The organism is Chakrabartyella piscis (genome assembly GCA_030067835.1).
Classification (GTDB): domain Bacteria; phylum Bacillota; class Clostridia; order Lachnospirales; family Anaerotignaceae; genus Chakrabartyella; species Chakrabartyella piscis.
The window spans coordinates 2,170,072-2,188,007 of sequence record CP092441.1 but is presented as its reverse complement, the minus strand read 5'-3'; the positions used below and the strand labels follow the sequence as shown (position 1 = coordinate 2,188,007).

Sequence of the window (17,936 nt, the reverse complement as noted above, 5' to 3'; positions counted from 1 at the left end):
ACAGTACATTAACATATGTTGTTGTAGGGGCGACCTGTGGTCGCCAGAAGATGTTCAATCTTCAATTAAGATAGAAATGCGAGGTTTTTATGAAACAATACAGAAAACAAATCCAATCCATACTACTCATTGGGATTTTGCTGCTTTCCACAGCAACCAATGCCTTTGCAGCAGATATGGCATTGCTACAAAAAACAATAGCAGAAGTAGGCACATATGTATATGAAACTGTAGAAAACCCACAGGTGGCATCCACAGGTGGAGAATGGGCAATTCTTGGCTTGTCACGTTCGGACTTGGAGATTCCACAATCTTATTACGATACCTATTATGAAAATTTGGAATCCTATGTCCAAGAAAATAATGGTATCTTGCATGAAAAGAAATATACAGAATATTCTCGTGTCATTGTGGCGTTATCTGCAATTGGAAAAGATGCAACAAATGTGTCAGGTTACAATTTGCTGGCTCCTTTGGGTGATTTCAACAAAACCACTTGGCAGGGAATCAATGGTGCCATTTGGGCTTTGATTGCTTTGGATACCCTAAATTATGAGATTCCACAAAACACAGAAGCAGAAATACAAGCCACAAGAGCATTGTATGTGGATGAGATTTTATCACGTCAGTTGGATTGTGGTGGTTGGAATTTGACAGATGTTGGTGGCAGTGGTGAAGCCGATGCAGATATCACAGGCATGGTTTGGCAAGCACTTGGCAACTATCAAGATATGGAAGAAGTGGCAATTGCCATTGAAAAGTCAATAGATTGCATATCCAACTTGCAAAATGCAGATGGTGGATTTTCTGCTTGGGGTGTTTCTGCATCAGAAAGTGTGGTACAAATTCTCATTGGTTTGATTGCTCTGGATTTGGATATAGAAGACCCTAGATTTGTAAAAAATGGCACCACTTTGCTGGATTGTCTGATGGAATATCATATAGATGGTGCAGGTTTCGCACATGCAATGGATGGTACAACCAACAACCAAATGGCAACAGAACAAGGGTTGTATGGTTTGGTGGCAGTGGAACGATTTTTGCAAAATAAAGCATTTTTATATGATATGACAGATGTTTCGGTGGAATTGGAACTGACAGAGTCCAGTACAATAGAACCAGAAACCTTAGACACAACAGAACAAAAAACCTTTGCAGATATCCAAAACAATCCATATCAAGAAGCAATTGAAGCATTGGCAACTAGGGGTATCATCAATGGAAAAGGTGAAAATACATTTGACCCAGAAGGTAATATGACACGAGCAGAATTTGCAACTCTAATGGTGAATGCATTGGATTTGGAACCAGAAATCACAACCAAGTTTACAGATGTACTAGAAACCGCATGGTATGCTGGAGCAGTTGGTGCTGCAAACGAATATGGTATCATCAGTGGTACCACAGAAACCACATTTGCACCAAATGGTAATATCACAAAACAAGAAGCATCATCTATTTTGACACGAGTTGCAAAGCTTTATGATTTGGATGCAACCCTAGATGAAACAGAAATACGTGATACTTTGGCACAATTTTCTGATTATATGGAAGTGTCAAATTGGGCTAAGGAATCACTTGCATTTTGCTACAAAGAAGGTATCTTGGAGGATTCGGCAATTACAATTGCATCCACCAAAATCCTACAACGTGATGAAATTGCAGATATGGTGTATCAATTGTTACTGGTTTTAAAATAAATATGCGTTCCCTTTTATGATAAGTATTGCTAAGCTTGGAGAAGCGGGCGTACACATAGGTACGCCCCTACAGGTTGCGTGGTGTTCTTGTAGGGGCTGCCCTATGTGGCTGCCCGTGGTGGAATATTTCTACAGACACACTTATCTTGAAAAGAGACGTATACTTTACTGTAGGGAACAACCCCTGTGTTGTTCCTAAATAATAGGAGAACTACATGAAAAAGAAAATTTTGGTGGCTTTGGTGGTGCTGATTGCATTGGTGGTTGCATTTTTTTACAATGACACACCAGTCAATCCCACACAAGAAACAGCATTGGAACAAATAGAAGCAGTACAAATAGAAGAAATTCAAGAAGTACAAGTAGTGCAACCAGAAGAGATTGAACCAGAAGAAATTCAAGTGGATATAGAACCACAAATGGCAGACATAGAACCCTTCATGGAAGAAGAATCCATTTCAGAAGAAGTGATTTTAGAAGAAGTGATTCCAGAAGTGGCTATTGTAGATGAAGCCACAACTTGTACTTTGATGGTCACTTGTGAAACCTTGCTTGCAAATATGGACTTGTTGGATGCAAATAAATGGGAATTGGTGCCAGAAGATGGCATCATCTATTCTGCAACAGAAGTGATTTTTTATGCAGGTGAAAGCGTGTTCAATGTGTTGCAAAGGGAATTGAAATTGAGTCAAATCCACTTGGAATTTGTCAACACACCTGTCTACAATTCTGCTTATATCGAAGGAATCCATAATCTCTATGAGTTTGATGCAGGAGAACGATCTGGTTGGATGTATCAAGTCAATGGTATCTTCCCAAGTTATGGTTGTAGCCAATATCTTTTGGAAGATGGAGATGTGATTCATTGGCAATACACCTGTGATTTGGGTGCAGATTTACAAGGAACAGGCAATGTGCAATGAGAAAGGATATGTGACAATGAAAAATACATTTGCAAACTATCATCCAATGGTGAATTTTGTGTATTTTCTTTTGGTGCTCATTTGTTCCATGGTGTTGTTGCATCCTGTGTGTTTGGGTATTTCTTTTGGTGTGTCTTTGACCTATGCAGTGTATCTAAAGGGTAACAAAATCAAAGGTTTTTTCTTATGCGTATTGTTGCCAATGTTGTTGATTGCAGCTTTGGTAAATCCTGCTTTCAACCATGAAGGAATGACCATTTTGACCTATTTACCAAGTGGAAATCCATTGACTTTGGAATCCATTTTGTATGGTTTGGCAACTGGAATTTTGTTGGTTTCTGTTTGTATGTGGTTTGTTTGCTACAACGAAGTGATGACTTCTGATAAATTCATTTTTTTATTTGGTAAAATGATACCAGCTTTATCTTTGTTGATTTCTATGGTATTGCGATTTGTACCAAAGTTCCAAACACAAATGAAATTGGTTGTCAATGCACAAAAGGGTATGGGTTATGATGTGGCAAATGGCAGTTTGTGGTCAAGAGCCAAATGTGGTATGACCATTTTATCCAGTATGGTCACTTGGTCATTGGAAAACGCAATTGAAACAGCAGATAGTATGAAAAGTAGAGGATATGGGCTACCGAAACGATCAGCTTTTTCTATTTATACATGGGAAAGTCGTGACACAAAGGTTATGATATGGTTGGTATCTTTGGGTGTTTGTATTGGTTTGGGTGGTGTAATGGGTGGCTTTTCCTATCGCTATTTCCCAACATTGCAAATGCATTTGGGCACAGATACAGTGGCATTGTGGATGGCTTATGTGGCTTTGTGTGCAACACCAATCTACATTGAGAAAAAGGAGGTGAAAGCATGGCAACGTACACAATCAAGGACTTGAGTTTTTCTTATCCAGAGCAAGATAAAAAGGTTCTGCAAGAAATCAACTTGGAAATCACACAAGGTGAATTTGTGGTTTTATGTGGTTTGTCTGGTTGTGGCAAAACCACTTTGTTGCGTCAACTAAAACCCATACTTTCACCACATGGACAAAGAAGTGGAAGCATTTTATATGATGGAAACGATATTTTTTCCATGAACCAAAGAGAACAAAGTACGCAAATTGGATTTGTATTGCAATCACCAGATAATCAAATTGTGACAGATAAAGTGTGGCATGAATTGGCTTTTGGTTTGGAAAGCCTAGGCTTGGATACACCAACAATTCGATTACGTGTGGCAGAAATGGCTTCATTTTTTGGTATCCAAAACTGGTTTCATAAAAAAACATCTGAATTGTCAGGTGGTCAGAAACAACTACTCAATTTGGCATCCATCATGGCAATGCAACCAGAGGTTTTGATTTTGGATGAGCCGACAAGCCAATTAGACCCCATTGCAGCAGCAGACTTTTTGGCAACCATTGGCAAAATCAATCGTGAATTGGGCACCACCATCATTTTGACAGAACATAGGATTGAGGAAGTATTGCCACTTACAGATAGACTTTTGGTGATGGAATCAGGCAAAATCATAGCAGATAATACCCCATCTACTGTAGGCGAATATTTGGCAAAAGAGAAACATCCTATGTTTTCTGCAATGCCAACTCCTATGTGGATTTATGGAGCAGTGCCAAATGAATTGCAATGCCCCATTACCATACGTGATGGTAGAAATTGGCTGTCTGACTATGCCAAAACAACAGAATTGCAACCAGTACCCATGAAACCAGTACCAGAAAAACAGAATCCTTTGATAGAAATGAAAGAAGCTTGGTTTCGATACGAAGCAGATGCAGAAGATGTGATACGAGGCTTGGATTTGACCATATATCAAGGTGAATTCTTGGCACTTCTCGGTGGCAATGGAACAGGCAAAACCACAATCTTATCATTGCTATCTGGCTTACAAAAACCATATCGAGGTACTTTGCAAATAGAAGGCAAGTCTGCAACTGAAATTTCAGATACAGAACGATTTGGCAACTTATTCGCAGTGTTGCCACAAAATCCACAAAGCCTGTTTGTGAAGAAAACAGTGGAATTGGACTTATGGGAAGTAATGAAACAGAAGCAAATTTCATCAGAAGAAGCAAAAAAAACCATTGCAGATGTGGTGCAACTTTGTGGATTGGAACAAGTGCAAAACCAACATCCATATGATCTGTCTGGTGGGGAACAACAACGTTTGGCTTTGGCAAAAGTGCTGCTTTTGGATGCAAAAATCCTATTGTTGGATGAGCCGACAAAAGGTATGGATGCAGCCTTCAAAAAAACATTTGCAGGCATTCTACAAACTTTGTTACAAAGAGGGATCACAATTGTGATGGTCAGTCATGACATTGAATTTTGTGCAACCTATGCAGAACGTTGTGCAATGGTGTTTGATGGCAAAATTGTCACAAAAGGCACACCACAAGGATTCTTCAGTGGCAATGGATTTTATACCACAGCAGCAAACCGTATGTCGAGACACCTGTTGTCAAATGCAGTGACAGCAGAAGATGTGATTGTCAGTTGTGGTGGTATTGTAGAAGAAGTGCAAATACCCAACATCCCATTGAATATCCAATCAAAACCATCACAAACACCAGAAATACAAATGAAAAAATCTACAAAAAAGAAACATTGGTTGGGAATTTGTTCTTTGATACTATTGGGTTTGACATTGCTCATTGGTGGCGATACAGGCACAGAGCTTGCAAGCAATTTTCATTTATTTGGACGTGGTGAATTTTTGGATACACCATATATGGGCAGATATCTTTTGTATTTGGGGTGTATTGTTTTATCGGTGGTGGGTCTATTTGTCAATTTTATGGATATGCCAGCAAAATCCACCTATGAACAGATGCCAGTAGAAAAACGCATTCTTTCCAAACGAACCAAGGTGGCAATGGCTATGATTTTGCTACTGATACCACTGACTATCTATGTAGGAACTTATTTTTTTGGCAGTCGCAAATATTATTTCATTGCACTGCTCATTATTTTGGAAACCATGCTTCCATTTGTTCTGATTTTTGAAGATAGAAAGCCACAAGCACGTGAATTGGTGGTCATTGCAGTGTTGTGTGCAATTGGTGTTGCTGGTAGAAGTGCTTTCTTTATGTTGCCACAATTCAAACCAGTGGTGGCATTGGTGATTCTTTCAGGTATTGCATTTGGTGGGGAAGTGGGCTTTTTGGTGGGTGCCATCACAGCTTTTGCTTCCAATATGTTTTTTGGTCAAGGACCTTGGACACCGTGGCAGATGTTTGCATTTGGCATCATTGGTTTTTTGGCTGGAATTTTGTTTCGCAAAGGTTGGATTTCCAGAAACCCCCTTTCCTTGGCAATCTTTGGAGGTGTTGCAACTTTTGTCATTTATGGTGGTATCATAGATGCTGGCTCTTATTTCATGTATCAAAGTGTTTGGAATCCAGATGTGTTTTTTGCAAGCCTGTTGATGGGGATTCCTTTTAATATGTTACATGCAGTTTCTACAATTTTCTTTTTGATGGTGCTATCAGAGCCTATGCTTGAGAATTTGGATCGCATCAAGGTGAAATATGGTTTATTGGAGTGAAGATTATTTATATAATGTGTAGTGAAGCAGGAAATTGAGTGGCAAAATTTTAGTTTTTAATTTATTCAAATGTTAGAGCCTTTTAGACCGTACCTTTTGACACCAAAAGGTACCCCAAAAGTGCCACTCTTTGCGAAGGCGTGGAGCCCCGATTTAAGAGGGTCTTAACCCGACGGGTCATCATTTTGCAAGCAAAATCACCTACGGTGACCGCCATATCTTTGGCGGTGAGTCCTTAAAAATACCCCCGACAGACAGATGGCTAGTGGCATAAACCCTACGATTAGACCGTGAGTGACAAGCCCCTCACCTCTTAATTACTGGTTCAAAAGCGTATGCTATGGAGTTTCTGTAGGGGGTACCTGTGTGTCCGCCCGTTGTGTAAGACAGAGCAACATGAATCAGAAAAGGAAAAAATAAATTTATGAAGAAAGAAATCCTGTGCCCTTTGGTATGGGATTTTTTTTTGTTTGAATTGTTTTTAGGATTTTAAGCGTCGCAGACTTTAATCCGCAGAACGTATCGGAAAGAAATCCGACGGCAAAGCCGTTTTGCGTAGCAAAATACTGACCAGAATCGCATTTCGTCAGGGTCATCACTTTGCCTTGCAAAGTCAGCTTACGCTGCCCGCATTCTTGCGGTGAATGGGACAAAAAGCGATTTCTAGGTGATCAAAGAATCACTTGTGCGAGGAAATCGTCTTTTTTACCGCTGCCTAGAACTTGAAATCCTGATTTCAAGTTAGTGTATTACAAATGGCGTTTGCGTAATAAAAATTTCTCAAATAATGCAATGCTTTGGTACATACAAGCTGCCAAAATTGCCAACACAATGACACTGAGCATCACCCAATCCAATTTGAATACCTGACTTCCATAGACAATGAGGAATCCAAGTCCAGCTTGTGCCACCAAAAATTCACCAACAATGACACCCACGAAGGATAAACCCACATTGATTTTCAAAGCATTCAAAATACAAGGGATGTTTGCTGGAAACACCACTTTTTTGAGAGTTTGCATCTTAGAGCCACCAAAGACTTGGATCAGCTTGATTTTCTCTTGGTCAATTTGTAGAAAACCAGTCAGCACATTCATAATGGTGACAATGACAGAAGTGAAGAGTGCCACAGCAATAATGGATTTTTGGTTGTTTCCAATCCAAACAATGATGATGGGTGCCAAAGCAGTTTTAGGCAATGCATTGAGCACCACCAGATATGGTTCCAAAACATCACAGACAAATGGATTCCACCACAGAAGCACTGCAATCAAAGTACCCAAAAGAGTACCCAATAAAAAGCCAACTACAGTTTCCCAAAGTGTGGTGAATACATGATAAAACAAAGTGCCATCTTGGATCATGGCTATGGCAGATTGGAACATTCTTGTAGGTTGACTGAAAATAAATGGATCAATCCACCTACAGATAGCAGCAACTTCCCATAACACAAAAAAGGAAACCAAAAGTGCAATTTGAATCCACAAAATACGATGTTTACGCTTTTCAATTCTATCCAAAAACAAGGATTGCTCTTTGGAAATATCAACTTGTGGTGGTTTTTTCTGATTCCACATGGATATCCAACTCCTTCCAAATACGGTTGAAATACTCTCTAAATTCTGGTGCTTCTCTGGTTTGCATGGGGCTGTGTTCCCCAATAGAAAGCTCGATGGTATGGATGTTTTTGATGGTTGCAGGTCTGGCAGAAAACACCACCACACGGTCAGATAAACTGATGGCTTCGGAAATATCGTGGCTAACCAAAATGGCAGTTTTCTTCTCTTTGCGTATGATGGAACCGATTTCATCAGAAACAGTCAAGCGTGTTTGATAATCCAGTGCTGAAAAGGGTTCATCCAACAACAAAATATCTGGATGTATGGCAAGGGTTCGAATCAATGCCACACGTTGACGCATACCACCAGAAAGTTGGCTTGGATACTGCTCCATAAATGCACCAAGACCATATTGTTCCAATAAATGCTCCACATAAGAGGTGTTTTCAGGGGTCAACATCCCTTTGATTTCCAGACCCAAAAGTGCATTTTCTTTGACGGTACGCCACTCTAAGAGATGATCCTTTTGCAACATATATCCAATTTCACCATCAATGGAAATGGTGCCAGAAGAAGGCTTCAACAACCCAGATAACATGGATAATAGAGATGATTTGCCACAACCACTAGGTCCTACAATGCTCAAAAATTCACCTTGAAAAACTTCCAAATTGAGATGGGAAACAGCTGGTGTTTCGCCATTTTTGCTATGATAATGAAGGCTCACATCCTCCAAAGATACGATGGTACGCATGGTAACGTCCTCCTTTTGCAATCGCTATAAAATCAGTATATGGTTGTTTCAGACATAAGTGCTTTTCCAAATTTAGTTCTTTTTTATGATTTGAAACATAGATTATATCAGTGGACAAGAACACAAAAAGGAGCGATATCATGTACAATAGACGATATGAAAAAATATTTATTATGCTACGTCAAGAACAAGCTGGTTTTGGCATTGGACATAGGGCACCTTGGGGTAGTTGTATTCTGGAATTGAAAAATGGATTGGGCTATTTAACCATCCAAGTTCAAGGGTTGCAGTGTCAAGAAGGATATCAGGTATATTTGTTGGGTGGTTTGGGATGCAAGCAAAAGGATTTTTTATGTGGGACACTTTTGGTGGAAGAAAATGGACGTGGTACTTTATCTTGGACCTTTTCACCTGAAACAATAGAAGTGGGTGGTATGGTTTTGGAGGATATTCATACAGTTGCTATTTTGGTGGAACAGAAAGAAAATATATTGGTTCCTATGTGTGGCTATATTGGGGATGCAGTACAGTGGAAACAAGAATTTTTGAACCAACGCAAGCAACCGATAGCAAAGCAAGTGGAACAACCAGTGATAGAAGAAGTCATTATGGAAGAGACAACATTACAAGCAGCAGAAGCGGTAGTACAAATGCAAAATCCTGATTATCATGGCAATTTTAGAGGGTTGCTCAGCAAATTCAAAGCAGAATTGGCAGAACTTCAAGAAGCAGGCATCTTTTCTACCAAGGAAATGGAGCAAATTGAAAGAGCAGGAAAGGTGCAAAAAACAGAAGAAGTATTGGAATCTGTTGCAGAAGAAGAAATGTCAGAGCCAGAAATCACGCCAGAAATTCCAGAAGAAGAACCAGTACCAGAAGTGCAATACATAGGTTTGGAAGAAGCGATTCTATTGGAAGGAGTACCATTGTCTTGGCGAAATGAACTCTTTTTCTTGTTGGCAATGAAAAAATATGGTGGTTTCCTTTGGTATCCAGATGAGTGGCTTTTGGGTGTACCAGCAAAATTGGAAGATGAAGATATGGCTCATTTCTTTGGATTCACCTATTTTTGGCAACCAGAAAATCAGGATTTTGGTTATTGGATGATGGAATTGGAAATGAATACACAGGAAATGGCATAATTGAAAAATTTCATATTGCCAATACATCTTCTTCTATAGTATGATATCATTAAGAAAGTATTGTGTACCAATAGAAGGAGAAAGATATGCGTATTCGAAAAAGAGCTTGGACAGAAGCGGAAATAGAAAACAATAGCAAAGTCATCAACGATGCAGTGGAGTACAAAGGCAGATGGTCAGAATTATTTGGCAATGACAATCCCATCTATGTGGAAGTGGGCTGTGGCAAAGGTGGATTCATCACCAAAAATGCAAAGGCTTATCCTGATGTGAATTATATTGGAATTGAACGTCAACAAGCGGTGGTTGCAGTTGCTGCCAGAAAAGTGGAAGCGGAGTTACCCAATGTGGCTTTGGTTTGGGAAAATGCAAGAAATTTATCAGAATTGTTTGAAGTGGGTGAATTCCAAAGATTGTACCTCAACTTCAGCGATCCATGGCCTAAGAAACGTATGTACAAACGTAGATTGACCTATCGTGATTTCTTGAAAAGCTATCGTGAAGTAATGGGTCAAAATGCAGAAATTTTCTTCAAAACAGACAATCGTGATTTGTTTGAGTTTTCTTTGAATGAATTCTGTGCCGATGATTGGAAGATGTCCAACATTTCCTTGGATTTGCACAATAGTGACTATGAGGGCAATATTATGACAGAATATGAAGAGAAATTCTCTGCAGCAGGTATGCCAATTTATCGTTTGGAAGCAAGATACGAAACCAAATAAAAACGAAATAAATAAAAAGAAACGATACATCAAGGTTGAACTCGGTGTATCGTTTTTTGTATGAAGTTACATTGGTAAATGTGAAGAGTATTTATATAATGTGTAGTGAAGCAAGAAGATAAATATAATAATTCAATCCTTTAATTTATTCAAATGTTAAAGACTTATAGACCGTACCTTTTGACACCAAAAGGTACCCCAAAAGTGCCACTCTTTTCGAAGGCGTGGAGCCACGCTATAAGGTGGTCAAGACCCCCTTATATATCCCCCCGATAGACGGATGTATAGAAAATTAAATCCTACGATTAGACCGTGAGTGACAAGCCCCTCACCTCTTGATTACTGCTTCAAAACCAAAGTAAGATGTAAATAAATGCTTTTTTTAGGTTCCATTCAACCTTTGCTTGCAAAGTGGAACCCTCTCAATTATTACTAGTAAAAGTTTCAATAAGCGTCTCTAGCCATGAAGGAAGTACGCTCAAGCCATAAATTATAGCAATAGCCACCTCTATTCCACCTTGCAAAGGAGTTTCGAGGAGTCGCAGCCTCCTTGAACCGTGCTCCACGCTTCGGAAGTAGTGGCACTTTTTGTTACTTTTTAGTGTCAAAAAGTAAGGTCTGAATGCTTTAAAACGTGAATAAATTCCTACCTAATATTAATTCACAAACATTCCAACGGGTGACGAAACGTCACCCCTACAAAACAAACGATACTACAGATTATAAGCATAATCGTTATGAAAATCAATACACATAATGTTATTTTCATGCTCTTGGATGCGTATTGGTATACACCTGACGTGTTTTGGGATGTTCTGTTTGCACATAAATCTGTGTGGAAGCAAGGTCTGTATGTCCCATCAATTCTTGCACCGTTTGCACATCAGCACCATTTGCAATCATATGTGCTGCAAAGGAATGTCGCAAAGAATGGGGTGTCACTTCTTCTTTTATGCCAGCTTCGACACCATATGCTTTCATCAACTTCCAAATTCCTTGGCGTGTCAATGGTTCCCCTCTACGATTGAGAAATAGACATTTTTGACGTTCTTCTTTGACCAGTTGGATGCGTCCTAGGGTTTCATATTGTTCCAAAGCAGTTTTTGCTTCTGCGCCAATGGGTATGGTACGTTCTTTGAAGGTGGTACCCTTTGGTTTGCAACGTACATAGGACAGCAACAGGTTTACATCCTGCACTTCCAATAGAATTAGCTCAGAAACACGAATGCCAGTTGCATACAATAGCTCCATAATGGCTTTGTCACGCAAACCCTTTGCATCAGATAAATCTGGTTGCAGAAGCAGTTGTTCTATATGCTCTATGGATAAAATGACAGGTTTCTTTTTTTGTACCTTTGTCAATTCCACATCTTCTATGGGATTTTCTTGCAACACACCAAATTGTACCAAATAGGCAAAGTATCCACGTAAAGAAACAAGGGTTCTTTGCACAGTGGACATGGATTTACCAGCTTTTTCTAGCTGATATACATATGCCAAAATATTGGTTTGGTTGATTTGCGACACACGAAAAATGCCTAGTTTTTCCAAATATTCTGCAAAACCACGCAAGTCACGTTCGTAGGATAGCCATGTATTCAAAGAAATTTTTTTCTTCACTTTTCGATATTCCAAATAGGTTTGGATACTTTCTTTCATAAATTCACCTCTTTTAGTTACAGCAAAGCAGACGTTCAATGCCAACACCAATTGCAATGGGTATAAAGGATAGCAAAAGCAATAGAATGTATTCCATATGTGTGCCATTGATGGTTTGCTTTCGTTTGTGGATTGTAGTGTTTCTGCTCAATTTTGTTGTATAGAAAATGGCAACACACATCATAGCAATATAAGCAGGAATCAAAATCAAATTTTGTGGCAAATAGGACACAATCACAAGCCAAATACCACCAACACCATAGGTCAAAAGTATCATAGCAGAGCAAAACCCCAAGGAAATGCCACGAAACAAAAAAGCAGAACCAGAAACCACCATACCAATGGGTCTCCAGCCACCAAGCCAAATGAGCAGCTGGTATTTGCCATATTTCCAGAAAATTTCACCATAGGACTGCAAAGTTCCTGTTTCGGTGCCTTCTTCCAAAATAACACCCATATCCGATAGCCAACCAATGCCAACATAATTGGCAAAAACAGCACCAATGGCAATGCCACACAAAAAAATGCCACAAACGGAATAAAGTAACTTCAGCATCTGGGTATATGATTTTCGTAGTTTTTTTTGTACCATAACATCTGCACATCCCTTCTTGTCCTAGTACAAGGATATGCGTGTAGGTATCGTTTATGATAGTTTACCACGATGTTTTCAGATTGGGTAGTGGTTTTGTGAAGATATCTCTACATGTAGATTTTTACTTTTATAGTGTCAGTGATTTGTGTTGCATTTGGCATGATGTATTCTTGTTATGGGGTTATATTTTGTCATTCAGAGGAACAATGTGACGAAGAATCTTTGATTTTTCAATTATCTTTCAATATCCACAAAAACTCTTGTGTTTTTATGTAGAAACAGCTAAAATAAAAAAGAATGTTATTGTAAATAAAATATATCAAACGAGGTGTCAATATGAAATTATCTGAAAGAGCTTCAAGCATCAAACCATCTAGTACATTGGCAATTTCTGCAAAAGCAGGTCAACTGAAAGCAGAAGGCAAAGACATCATCACTTTTGGCGTTGGTGAACCTGATTTTGATACACCAGAACATATTCGTGCAGCTGGTATTGCTGCCATCAATAATGGGGAAACCAGATACACAGCAGGTTCTGGTACACCAGTACTTCGTCAAGCTGTGTGTGATAAATTCAAAAGAGACAATGATTTGGACTATACACCAGCACAAATCGTCATCAGCAATGGTGCCAAACACTCTTTGATCAACACATTTATGGCAATTCTAAACGAAGGTGACGAAGTAATCATTCCAGCACCTTTTTGGCTGAGCTATTCTGAAATGGTTCGCATTGCTGGTGGTGTTCCAGTTGTGGTACAAACCAAAAAAGAAAATAAATTTATGTTGGTCAAAGAAGAACTCACTGCTGCATATACTGAAAAAACAAAAGCAGTTGTTTTGACAAGTCCATCTAACCCAACAGGTATGGTTTCTTCTTTGGAAGATTTGCAAATGGTTGCAGATTTTGCTGTGGAAAAAGATATCTTTGTGGTTTCCGATGAAATCTATGAAAAACTCATTTATGATGATGAGTTGAAACACATCAGTATCGCATCCTTGGGCAAAGAAATTTATGATAGAACCATTGTCATCAATGGTGTTTCCAAAAGCTATGCTATGACTGGTTGGAGAATTGGTTTTGCAGCAGCTCCCTTGGAAGTGGCAAAACTTATGTCTTCTTTGCAATCCCATATGGCATCCAATCCAAATTCCATTGCACAAGCAGCAACTTTGGCAGCTCTCAATGGTCCTCAAGATTGTGTCAAAGAAATGTGTGTGGAATTCAAAAAAAGAAGAAATTACATCTACGAAAGAGAAGAAGCAATTCCAATGATTTCTGCTTTGGAACCACAAGGTGCTTTCTATCTCTTTGTGAATGTAACTGGTACATATGGTAAAAAACATGGTGCAAATGAAATTCAATCTGCAGCTGACTTTGCTTCCATTTTGTTGGATGAAAAATACGTTGCAGTTGTACCTTGTGCAGACTTTGGTATGCCTGATTATATCCGTCTTTCCTATGCAACCAGCATGGAACTCATTGCAAAAGGTATGGATCGTATTGCAGAAATGGTTTCTGAATTGGTGTAAACCATTCACTCAAAATTTTCGGGATGTCGGGGACGCCATCCCCTACAAAACCAAATGCTATGTAGGGATGGTGAATTTCATATTCATCCAATATCACTAAATGTAGGGGTGGATTCTATATCCACCCGTTGTTTCGCTTAAATTGTTTGTATAGTCCCAATTAAAGATAAAAGAGTTTTTATATATTGTAGGGTACGCATTGTATGCGTACCGAAAGTAGAATGCATACAATGCATTCCCTACATAATTAAGATATGTCATGTATATTAGGTCTCATTAAGTTTAGTTGTAACTTTGTCTAATATAGAAAGAGGTGTTTTCTTTGGCTTATGAAGTGGTAAACAGCGAATGTACCCATGTTGGAAAGATTGTACGTGTGACAGTGGATGAAATTACATTGCCAAATGGCAAAACCACCTATCGTGAAACAGTGATTCGTGGTGCAAGTGCTGGTGCAGTGCTTCCCATTATGCCTGATGGTAAGTTGCTTTTTGTACGTCAATATCGTCATGCTTATGCAGAAATGATGTTGGAAATTCCAGCTGGTATTTTGGAAGATGGTGAAACACCAGAAGAAGGTGTTTTACGTGAATTGGAAGAAGAAACTGGCTTCAAAGGTGGCAAAGTTGAGTATCTTTGCGAAATGTATCCAACTGTTGGTTTTTGTGATGAAAGAATCCATATGTACATTGCTTCTGATTTGACAGAAGGCGTGCAACACTTGGATGCTGATGAATTTGTGGAAATCGAGACCTACACCTTGGAAGAAGCCCTTTCTATGATTACAAATGGACAAATCAAAGATGGCAAAACCATTTTGGCAATTTTCGCATACAAAAGTAGACTGTAATACACAACTAAACATGATATTGTAGGGGCGGACTTCTCACCGCCAAAGATATGGTGGTCACCGCAGGTGATTTTGCTTGCAAAATGATGACTGTGTGTCCGCCCGTTCTGTTAGAAAGGAAAACCTATGAAAATATTAGTGGATGCAGATGCTTGTCCAGTGAAGGAAATCATTGTTTATTTGGCAAAAAAATACGATGTTTCTGTGGAAATGGTGACAGATTCAGCCCATGTCTTGTACTATGCAGAACCATTTGTACATGTTACAACAGTAGACAAAGGCTCTGATAGTGCAGATTTGAAGATTGCAAATTTGACACAAAAAGGTGATGTTGCAGTCACTGGAGATTATGGACTGGCTACTTTGTTATTGGCAAAGGGTGCTACAACACTGCATCACAATGGATTTTTCTATACCCCTGAAAATATAGATCGTATGTTGTTTGAACGTCATTTATCTAGGGAAATGCGTAGACAGAAAAAGGGTAGAAGTGGTCGCATCGCCAAAAGAACCAAAGAAAATGACGAAGCATTCCAAAATGCATTGGAACGAGTTTTGCAACAAGAAAAATAAACATAAAAAAGGAATCACATCAGCATGTGACTCCAAATAAGCGAAATAGAATGGTGTAGTAACGTTGGTTGCTACGCTATTTTTTTTTGTTTCAAAAGATAAATGGTAATACACCATAAAAGAATGTCAAAAGAAAAATCAAATACATAGGCACAGTGAAGAACTTTTCACGGTATTCTTTTGGAATATCCAGTCTTGGTGGATTGTTACGCACAAACAAATACAAAACACCAACCAAAAATGGCAATGAAATCATAAAGCTACCAAGGGAATAAATGAAAAAGTCCATATTGGTAAACTCAATGGCAGATTCTGTTGTTTCTGCAATGGAACTTTGGGAAATAAAGTATGTGGATACATTGGTTCCATTGATGATAAAGTGGGGGATAATGGAAGCAAAAATAGAACCACTACGCTCCACCAAAAAACAAAAGAATAAACCAGCTATAAATGCATAGAAGAACTGTTGTGGATTCATATGCAGCATACCAAACAACAACGCACTACAAAAAATGGCTCGTTTGCGTCCTAACATTTGATAGCCAGATAAGAAAATACCACGCACCAACAATTCTTCCAAAATTGCAGGTAAAATTGCCATTGCAACCAAAGTACTCCATAGACTTTCGTTTTCTAAGCTCATAAAAGCTTCATTGACAAGATTTGGAAACACCAAAGATGCCAAAAATGAAAGCAGTGCCATAAAAGGTTGCACAACAATGGCAAATAGACTGACCAAAACCACATTTTTCCATGATAATTTATGGATACGCAATATGGTCAATGGATTTTTACGAGTCACCAAAAAATAAAACAGTATTGGTAAAATAGAGTATATCACCTGTGCAAATATATTTTGTCCATTGAAAGAGAGAGATTCTACAAATGGAAACAAATAAAATACATATCCAAATCCAATGAAAATAAGGAAGTAGATCAATGCAAAGCGGTTCGTTTGTTTGACTGGGTTCATGTGTTGCCTCCTAAGGATGAATCAATATTTTTCGTTGTATTTTTTTGTGATGTATTCGCTAAAGAACATTTTGACAGTTGCCAAAATTGGTACACCCAAGAACATACCAACAGCACCACCAAGGGAACCACCCAAAACAACAGCAAGAATAATCCAAATTGGGCTCAAATCCAAAGAATCACCAAGGATTTTTGGTCCAAGATAGTATCCATCAAATTGTTGCAAAATGATAACGAAAATAATGACCCAAATTGCAGTGACGGGGTTGATCAAAAGGATAATCAAACAAACAGGAATTGCACCAATAAAAGGACCGAAGTATGGAATCATATTGGTGACACCTAGAATCAAACTGAACACAAGGGTATAAGGTACATTGAGCAATGTGAAACCCACAAGACAAATCAGCCAAACAATCAAAGAATCAAATGCTTTTCCAACAATGAATTTTTGAAAGATGATATTGATACGTCCAATGGTATGCAAAATATGACCAGATTTTTCACGAGAAGTCAGTGCCATTACAATTTTTTTACCTTGTTTGGCAAAGAGTTCTTTTTCCAACAACATATAGAAAGAAATGAAGATTGCCATAATCACATCAAATGTGATTTTACCCACAGAATATAAGTTGGTCAAAATACCAGAAACCAAAGTTGGCAAATTTTCAAATGCATTGAACAAAGGACTGAAGATGTATGCCAAAGTGGACTCCACATCCTTAGAGTCAATAAAATCAATTTGATCAAAGAAATGAGAAATGGTATAACTCAAATCCTCCACATATGTTGGCAATTGTGGAATAAATGTTAAGAAGGAATCCTTTAATTCAGGTACCAAATAGAGGATAATCCAAGTGATACCTCCAAAGAAGATCAAATAGTTCAACAAAATACAAAAAGAACGAACCGGTTTTCTGTGATGATGCAAAATAGGATGTATTTTCAAAAGATTGCGTTCAAAAAATTTCATAGAAGGATTCAGCAAATATGCCAATGCAAATCCAATGATAAAAGGAGAACCAATGCGAGCAGATGCTTGTAGAAAAGCAGTGGTTTTTTCACTCAAATCAGGAAGATTACCAACTACTTTTTCAAATAAAATAACAGCTGCTGCAACAAGGAAGATATAAAAACCAATTTTTGTATATTGGGTATCTATTTTTTTAAAATCGAACTTTTTCATATGATAACTCCTTATAACGAGATAAAAGTGATGTTTCTATTATCATACTATGAAATGAATAGAAATTCTATAAGAAACATAAAATTTAGCAATATTTTGTAGAATTTTACAAATGATGTGAAGATGCAAACACAAAACAAAGGCATACAATAGTATACCTTTCTGCGTGTCGAAAAAGCCGACACGCTAACT

The 17,936-nt window shown here is 38.4% G+C and carries 15 protein-coding genes; 9 read left to right on the top strand and 6 right to left on the bottom strand.

Annotated features, from left to right (window positions below; translation table 11 throughout):
• Positions 1–89 precede the first annotated feature (89 nt).
• The 4 genes from MJY40_RS09885 to MJY40_RS09870 all read left to right on the top strand — a co-directional run bounded on the left by MJY40_RS09885 (position 90) and on the right by MJY40_RS09870 (position 6,196).
• Positions 90–1,700: an S-layer homology domain-containing protein gene (locus MJY40_RS09885; protein WP_317854079.1), complete on the top strand. Its 1,611-nt coding sequence runs from the start codon at positions 90–92 to the stop codon at positions 1,698–1,700.
• A gap of 215 nt (positions 1,701–1,915) precedes the next feature.
• The gene (locus MJY40_RS09880) at positions 1,916–2,623 is read left to right on the top strand and encodes a DUF4430 domain-containing protein (protein WP_317854078.1); all 708 of its coding nucleotides are present in this window, start codon (positions 1,916–1,918) and stop codon (positions 2,621–2,623) included.
• 16 nt (positions 2,624–2,639) lie between these two features.
• Positions 2,640–3,527 carry an energy-coupling factor transporter transmembrane component T gene (locus tag MJY40_RS09875; RefSeq protein WP_317854077.1) on the top strand — a complete coding sequence of 296 codons (888 nt, stop codon included), beginning with the start codon at positions 2,640–2,642 and terminating at the stop codon, positions 3,525–3,527.
• Positions 3,500–6,196, top strand: coding sequence for an ATP-binding cassette domain-containing protein (locus MJY40_RS09870; RefSeq protein WP_317854076.1), 2,697 nt, complete (start codon positions 3,500–3,502; stop codon positions 6,194–6,196). The genes MJY40_RS09875 and MJY40_RS09870 overlap by 28 nt, the downstream gene beginning before the upstream one ends.
• 749 nt (positions 6,197–6,945) lie before the next feature.
• Here MJY40_RS09870 and MJY40_RS09865 read toward each other — a convergent pair.
• Together MJY40_RS09865 and MJY40_RS09860 are read right to left on the bottom strand one after the other, a co-directional pair.
• Complete coding sequence (locus MJY40_RS09865; RefSeq protein ID WP_317854075.1) at positions 6,946–7,773, bottom strand: ABC transporter permease; 828 nt, start codon at positions 7,771–7,773, stop codon at positions 6,946–6,948.
• Positions 7,742–8,509 (bottom strand): ABC transporter ATP-binding protein, encoded by a 768-nt coding sequence (locus MJY40_RS09860; RefSeq protein ID WP_317854074.1) that lies wholly within the window; start codon positions 8,507–8,509, stop codon positions 7,742–7,744. The genes MJY40_RS09865 and MJY40_RS09860 overlap by 32 nt, the downstream gene beginning before the upstream one ends.
• A gap of 140 nt (positions 8,510–8,649) precedes the next feature.
• Here MJY40_RS09860 and MJY40_RS09855 point away from each other — a divergent pair, with 140 nt between their 5' ends.
• Entirely contained in the window at positions 8,650–9,651 is a 1,002-nt protein-coding gene (locus MJY40_RS09855) for a hypothetical protein (protein ID WP_317854073.1), read from the top strand.
• A gap of 86 nt (positions 9,652–9,737) precedes the next feature.
• Complete coding sequence (trmB, locus tag MJY40_RS09850; protein WP_317854072.1) at positions 9,738–10,376, top strand: tRNA (guanosine(46)-N7)-methyltransferase TrmB; 639 nt, start codon at positions 9,738–9,740, stop codon at positions 10,374–10,376.
• Between the two features lie 765 nt (positions 10,377–11,141).
• On the opposite strand, the gene MJY40_RS09845 is transcribed toward trmB, so the two are convergent.
• Entirely contained in the window at positions 11,142–12,035 is an 894-nt protein-coding gene (locus MJY40_RS09845) for a tyrosine recombinase (protein WP_317854071.1), read from the bottom strand.
• Positions 12,036–12,048: 13 nt separating this feature from the next.
• Positions 12,049–12,627 (bottom strand): stage II sporulation protein M, encoded by a 579-nt coding sequence (locus MJY40_RS09840; RefSeq protein ID WP_317854070.1) that lies wholly within the window; start codon positions 12,625–12,627, stop codon positions 12,049–12,051.
• A 339-nt stretch (positions 12,628–12,966) separates the two neighbouring features.
• On the opposite strand from MJY40_RS09840, the gene MJY40_RS09835 reads away from it, so the two are divergent.
• The 3 genes from MJY40_RS09835 to MJY40_RS09825 all read left to right on the top strand — a co-directional run bounded on the left by MJY40_RS09835 (position 12,967) and on the right by MJY40_RS09825 (position 15,586).
• Positions 12,967–14,163: a pyridoxal phosphate-dependent aminotransferase gene (locus MJY40_RS09835; protein ID WP_317854069.1), complete on the top strand. Its 1,197-nt coding sequence runs from the start codon at positions 12,967–12,969 to the stop codon at positions 14,161–14,163.
• A 322-nt stretch (positions 14,164–14,485) separates the two neighbouring features.
• Complete coding sequence (locus MJY40_RS09830; protein ID WP_317854068.1) at positions 14,486–15,013, top strand: NUDIX hydrolase; 528 nt, start codon at positions 14,486–14,488, stop codon at positions 15,011–15,013.
• 126 nt (positions 15,014–15,139) lie between these two features.
• Positions 15,140–15,586: a YaiI/YqxD family protein gene (locus MJY40_RS09825; RefSeq protein ID WP_317854067.1), complete on the top strand. Its 447-nt coding sequence runs from the start codon at positions 15,140–15,142 to the stop codon at positions 15,584–15,586.
• Between the two features lie 91 nt (positions 15,587–15,677).
• Here MJY40_RS09825 and MJY40_RS09820 read toward each other — a convergent pair whose 3' ends face one another.
• Together MJY40_RS09820 and MJY40_RS09815 are read right to left on the bottom strand one after the other, a co-directional pair.
• A complete protein-coding gene (locus MJY40_RS09820; RefSeq protein ID WP_317854066.1) occupies positions 15,678–16,559 on the bottom strand; it encodes a CPBP family intramembrane glutamic endopeptidase in 882 nt (293 codons plus the stop codon).
• A gap of 21 nt (positions 16,560–16,580) precedes the next feature.
• Entirely contained in the window at positions 16,581–17,744 is a 1,164-nt protein-coding gene (locus MJY40_RS09815; RefSeq protein ID WP_317854065.1) for an AI-2E family transporter, read from the bottom strand.
• Positions 17,745–17,936 lie beyond the last annotated feature (192 nt).

Coding starts and splice junctions, on each gene's coding strand:
- MJY40_RS09885 (WP_317854079.1), top strand. CDS start 90: ATGAAACAATACAGAAAACAAATCCAATCCATACTACTCATTGGGATT.
- MJY40_RS09880 (WP_317854078.1), top strand. CDS start 1,916: ATGAAAAAGAAAATTTTGGTGGCTTTGGTGGTGCTGATTGCATTGGTG.
- MJY40_RS09845 (WP_317854071.1), bottom strand. CDS start 12,035: ATGAAAGAAAGTATCCAAACCTATTTGGAATATCGAAAAGTGAAGAAA.
- MJY40_RS09860 (WP_317854074.1), bottom strand. CDS start 8,509: ATGCGTACCATCGTATCTTTGGAGGATGTGAGCCTTCATTATCATAGC.
- MJY40_RS09855 (WP_317854073.1), top strand. CDS start 8,650: ATGTACAATAGACGATATGAAAAAATATTTATTATGCTACGTCAAGAA.
- MJY40_RS09865 (WP_317854075.1), bottom strand. CDS start 7,773: ATGTGGAATCAGAAAAAACCACCACAAGTTGATATTTCCAAAGAGCAA.
- trmB (WP_317854072.1), top strand. CDS start 9,738: ATGCGTATTCGAAAAAGAGCTTGGACAGAAGCGGAAATAGAAAACAAT.
- MJY40_RS09875 (WP_317854077.1), top strand. CDS start 2,640: ATGAAAAATACATTTGCAAACTATCATCCAATGGTGAATTTTGTGTAT.
- MJY40_RS09840 (WP_317854070.1), bottom strand. CDS start 12,627: ATGGTACAAAAAAAACTACGAAAATCATATACCCAGATGCTGAAGTTA.
- MJY40_RS09870 (WP_317854076.1), top strand. CDS start 3,500: ATGGCAACGTACACAATCAAGGACTTGAGTTTTTCTTATCCAGAGCAA.
- MJY40_RS09825 (WP_317854067.1), top strand. CDS start 15,140: ATGAAAATATTAGTGGATGCAGATGCTTGTCCAGTGAAGGAAATCATT.
- MJY40_RS09835 (WP_317854069.1), top strand. CDS start 12,967: ATGAAATTATCTGAAAGAGCTTCAAGCATCAAACCATCTAGTACATTG.
- MJY40_RS09820 (WP_317854066.1), bottom strand. CDS start 16,559: ATGAACCCAGTCAAACAAACGAACCGCTTTGCATTGATCTACTTCCTT.
- MJY40_RS09815 (WP_317854065.1), bottom strand. CDS start 17,744: ATGAAAAAGTTCGATTTTAAAAAAATAGATACCCAATATACAAAAATT.